Below are 3411 nucleotides of genomic sequence, written 5' to 3' on the forward strand. Positions count from 1 at the left end.
ATGCCTATATATTCTTCATTTTTTCGTATAAGCATTGTTGTATTTCCACCACCTTCAAGACCACGCACTTTCGTAGCTATTTTTTCGGAAGGTGTACTCTCATCAAGCCCTTCGTACAGGTCGAGGTTACCTATATAGATTTTATCATTGCCAAATGATGCTTTAATCCCTTTACCCAGAACTGCCTCTAAATTAGAGGCATTTGGGATTTCCTCGCCTTCCAGACGCTCTTTTCCATCACGAACTACAGCTTTGGCCAGGGGGTGATCACTAAGACCTTCCACGGCTACTGCTATTTTGAGAAGTTCATTGTCTGAAATATCCCCAAGTGGCACCACTTGGGTAAGTTTTGGCTTTCCTTCCGTTAGAGTTCCGGTTTTATCAAAGGCTAGGGCGGTAATAACCCCCAGGTCCTCCAGAGGGCGCCCTCCTTTAATTAATACCCCGCCACGGGCAGCTCTGGCCACTCCACTTAATACAGCACTTGGGGTCGAGATTGCCAACGCACAGGGACTTGCAGCTACTAATACGGCCATCGCCCTGTAAAAGCTGGCGCTAAAGGGTTCGTCAATAACTAAAAAAGCAAACAAAAGAATCCCGACCAAAATAAGGACGGACGGCACAAAATATTTTTCAAATTTATCGGTGAGCAACTGGGTAGGCGATTTTTGAGTCTGAGCTTCGTTAACCAGTTTCACCAATCGGGAAAGCGTTGAATCTTTGGCTGCTTTGATAACTTTAATCTCCAAAGTATTGTTCCCATTGATCGTTCCGGCAAAAACGCGGTTTTCATCTTTAATATCATCTACCTCTGAGTAATCCTTCTCAACATCTTCTACGGGAACTTTATCTACCGGTACACTCTCCCCGGTTATTGGAGCCTGGTTAACACTACTCTGCCCATCTACCACTACGCCATCTGCAGATATTTTACTATTTGGTTTCACCACAATGATATCCCCAATATTGAGTTTTTCGATACCAACTTCTTCCGTTTTACCATTTTTCTTAACCAAAGCTGTTTTTGGCGCCAGTTCTGCCAGTGCAGCTATAGATTTTCGTGCTTTGTTCATTGCATAATGCTCCAAGGCATGCCCCAGGCTAAAGAGAAATAATAACAAAGCTCCTTCAGCCCATTCCCCAAGAATAGCTGCTCCTATAGCTGCGACCAACATGAGAAAATCAATTTCAAATCCACCTTTGGCTACGGTCTGTATGGCTTCTTTTGCTGTAAAGTAACCTCCAAAAAAGTAGGCACCTATGTATAGGGATAAGCTGACCCATTCCGGTATTGATGTTACGTAGGACAAACCAAAACCAATACCCAAAAGAGCACCACAAATAATAGCAAAAATAAGTTCGGTGTTTTTCCCAAAAATACCTCCGTGGGCGTGGGAATGTTCTTCCCCGGCCCCGTGGCTATCCGCTTCTCTATGATTCTGGAGATCAGTATCTTTATGCTTTTGTTCTTCTATATCCCTTACCTTTTCTTTATTTAAATTTTGAGGATTCTTTTCGGCAGATTTAAAGCCCTTATTCTCAGCAGAGGAGCTTTTTTTAACTTGTAGGTTTTCTTTTTCGAGCTTTGTAGTTATCTCATCAAAACTTGTTTCCCGTTTATCATATTCTAAACGGATCATTCCTCCGGCATTGGCGGAAGCTTCCAAAACGCCTTTGATATTCAGCAGACTCTTTTCTAAAGTCCTTGCATGCCGGGTATGCCTAATCCCCTCAACCTCTATAAGCAAATGTCCATATTTCGCGGTAATTTCAGCCCCGGTTCTTTCTGCCAATGATTGAATGCTGTCAATAGAAATTATATCCGGATCGTAATGAAAGCACAATTGTGGCACCGTATCTTCCTGATCGTCTTTTATATGCACTTTATCAAGACCTTCTTTGGCTTCTAATTCTTCAATGAGCCTTTGCACACAAGTGTCTTTTTCATTTGGCACCTGTGGAAGGATTACGGGAATTTTGATTTTTAGTTTTTTCATATCCTTAGTTATTTATATCCAGTTTTTTGCTTGTTCTTTATCCTGAAGGTCAAAATATTTGACTTCTGAACCAGTAAAGAAATCAGTAGCTTTAGCGACCCATTCCTGCTATTTTTTTCGCCTACAAATGCCATTTTACACCTTATGATATTTACCGATGATGTTGTGGATGAGCGGATGGATTTTTTCTATATCCTTCTTTGTGATTTTACCATTGACTTTAGCGGCAATCAAGTTTTCTTTTTCTATGTCCAATACCTGTATCATTTTTTCAATTTTATAGGGTCTATATTAATTTAAGTGTATCTCCAAATACTCCAGAGCCTCAGGCATATCCAACTCACGGGTACCATTCCCGGTTCTGATAAAGAAATGCGAACGGTCACTCAAATTCAAATACACAGGTTTTTGTGATTTATGAACCCTTACATAACAGATATCCTTTTCTTCAAATTGGTGAAAAGACACTTTAACCAAAGTGCAAAAATGGGTACCCAACTTGAGGGACACCAATTGCATTATATATTGCTCAAACCCGTCCTTGCCAGGTTTTTTTAAAGTACCATAATCCTGTTCCAGCCCCAGAATACTACCTTCATCATCAATTCCGATAATTAAATGCCCTCCTTGGGTGTTCATAAACCCGGCAATTGTTTTTGCTATTACGTCTTCCAAAGCCTTATTCGGTTTAAACTGCCTCAAATCCCATCTCAAGGTAGATTTAAATTCTACTTGCTGGTTTTCTCCTGCCGCAATCAGCTCTCTGATCTCCTCCAGCTTATCTCTTCTTCCGGTCAATTGAAATATTCTTTGCCTGACCATAAACATAAGCGACAAGGCAATGCCCAGCAGTCCAAATAGCAATTTGATTATGGCTTGATCCAAATCCCATACTCTAAATTCCTGCTGATATGAAGCAAGCAGGTATTTCCACCATTCGCCATTATCTCCCTGCATGTCATACATGTGGAGTGAAATAGCCAGGGGCTGTATTATAAATAAGCCAAGGGCTAATCCAATGAATATAAAAACAAATACTTTCCGTTTTTTCATTTTTACCTTCTTTTATATGCCATAGGTGCCATCGCCTTCGATACCTGTGGCCTTATAACTACTTCTTCTTATCCTGAAGGACTTTCTTCTTTTGTTCAAATTCCTCATCGCTTATCTCGTCCCGGGCGTATCGATCTCTCAGGGCTTCCATAGCCTTATCCTTCCGTCTGTTTTGTCCCGGGGTGGGATAAGGAATTAAGAATATCCAAAAGATAAGGATTATCCAAAGCCCCCACCATATCCAGTGCATTCCCCCAAAATATCAGTCGTCCATCATAATCTTTCTGTTTAAATTTATTTAACTTTTTTAATGATTTCCTTTCTCCATCCATTCCTTGGCCAAATCTTTTTCTTCAGGGCT

The 3411-nt window shown here is 40.8% G+C and carries 4 protein-coding genes and 1 pseudogene; all 5 read right to left on the reverse strand.

Going from position 1 to position 3411, the window contains the following annotated elements:
- The coding region (locus tag RM529_RS16535; RefSeq protein WP_311485843.1) for a heavy metal translocating P-type ATPase at window positions 1-1997 on the reverse strand (1997 nt) is incomplete at its 3' end.
- Window positions 1998-2009: 12 nt separating this feature from the next.
- Window positions 2010-2093 (reverse strand): annotated as a pseudogene (locus RM529_RS18185) (SpoIIAA family protein); the annotation flags it as partial.
- A gap of 39 nt (window positions 2094-2132) precedes the next feature.
- Window positions 2133-2264 carry a hypothetical protein gene (locus RM529_RS16540; protein WP_258539130.1) on the reverse strand — a complete coding sequence of 44 codons (132 nt, stop codon included), beginning with the start codon at window positions 2262-2264 and terminating at the stop codon, window positions 2133-2135.
- 24 nt (window positions 2265-2288) lie between these two features.
- Window positions 2289-3050, reverse strand: coding sequence for an AlbA family DNA-binding domain-containing protein (locus tag RM529_RS16545; protein WP_150545108.1), 762 nt, complete (start codon window positions 3048-3050; stop codon window positions 2289-2291).
- Window positions 3051-3108: 58 nt separating this feature from the next.
- Window positions 3109-3300 (reverse strand): SHOCT domain-containing protein, encoded by a 192-nt coding sequence (locus tag RM529_RS16550; RefSeq protein WP_041250021.1) that lies wholly within the window; start codon window positions 3298-3300, stop codon window positions 3109-3111.
- Between the last annotated feature and the right edge of the window lie 111 nt (window positions 3301-3411).

This window comes from Autumnicola edwardsiae (genome assembly GCF_031846505.1).
Lineage (GTDB): Bacteria > Bacteroidota > Bacteroidia > Flavobacteriales > Flavobacteriaceae > Autumnicola > Autumnicola edwardsiae.